Annotated in this window: 2 protein-coding genes; both read right to left on the bottom strand. The window is 66.5% G+C overall.

Translation table 11 applies throughout. The features are described 5' to 3' along the window. Positions 1 to 169, bottom strand: a 169-nt coding sequence (locus EN939_RS35110; protein ID WP_127271931.1) for an SDR family NAD(P)-dependent oxidoreductase, incomplete at its 3' end; no start/stop codon positions are given. A 22-nt stretch (positions 170 to 191) separates the two neighbouring features. Next, a partial coding sequence (locus EN939_RS35105) for a sugar ABC transporter permease (protein WP_127271929.1) occupies positions 192 to 1,144 on the bottom strand: 953 nt, incomplete at its 5' end.

The following is a 1,144-nucleotide window of genomic DNA, read 5'->3' as shown; positions in this document are numbered from 1 at the left end:
GGATCGCCTTGGGGCCGAGTTCGGCGCACAGTTTGTTCAGCGTCGCCTCGGCGCGGTCGACCAGCACCACGGTGGCGCCGGCCGCCAGCATATGCCTGGCGCATTCGAGGCCGATGCCTGATGCCGCGCCGGTGACGGCGGCAACTTTTCCGGACAGTTCTTCGCTCATGTCTTGCTTCCTGTTGATGGGTTCAGGCCCGGCCATGGGAGACACGCGAGCGGCGTGCCAGCGAGTCGACGATGACCGCGATGGCAAGCACGGCGCCGGTGATCATGTACCGAAGCGACGAGGACAGATCGAGCAGCGTCAGGCCGCTGGCGATCGACTGGATGACGATGATGCCGAGCAGCGCCGAATACGCACTGCCGCGACCGCCGAACAGGCTGGTGCCGCCGATGACGGCTGCCGCGATGGCGTTGAGGTTGACGTCGCCGGTGCCGGCCTGCTGGCTGGCCGAGGCCAGGCGGGCCGCCGACAGCACGCCGCCGAAAGCGGCCAGCATCGAGCACAGCACGAAGGCGCTCGAATAGATCAGCCGCACATTGATGCCGGCGCGCCTTGCCGCCTCGCGGTTACCGCCGACCGCCGACATCGAGCGGCCCCATTTGGTCCGCGTCAGCGCGTAATGCATCGATATGACCAGGCCGACGAACAGGCCGAACATCCACGGAATGCCGCGCGCCTGGTTGAGATAGAAGACGATGAGTTCGAGAATGACCGTGATCACCACCGCCCGTATAACCAGGCCGCCGGTCGACGGCGCCGACAGATTGGCGGCGCGGCGGCGCGTAACGGTGCGCAGGCCGGTGACCAGCATGACGATGCCGGGCACGGCCGCCAGGGCGAACGAAACAAATTTCGGCATCATCAGCAGCTGGCCGAAATTCACCAGGTTCGAGCCGTAGGGCAGATTGATCGAGCCGGTCGAGCCGAGAATGTAGAGCTGCAGGCCAAGCACCGCCAGCAGACCGGCCAGCGTCGAGACGAAGCTCGGCATGCCCAGCCGGTTGAACAGCAGCGCGTAGAGTGCGCCGATAAAGCCGCCGACGGCGACAGCGGCCAGAATGGCGAGCGCCACCGGCCAGCCCTGGTTGACCCACAGCGTCCCGACCATCGCCGAGGCACAGCCGCTGATCGAACCGA

This window comes from Mesorhizobium sp. M7A.F.Ca.CA.002.05.1.1 (assembly GCF_003998335.1).
Classification (GTDB): Bacteria; Pseudomonadota; Alphaproteobacteria; order Rhizobiales; family Rhizobiaceae; genus Mesorhizobium.
This window is presented reverse-complemented; position numbering and strand designations above follow the sequence as displayed.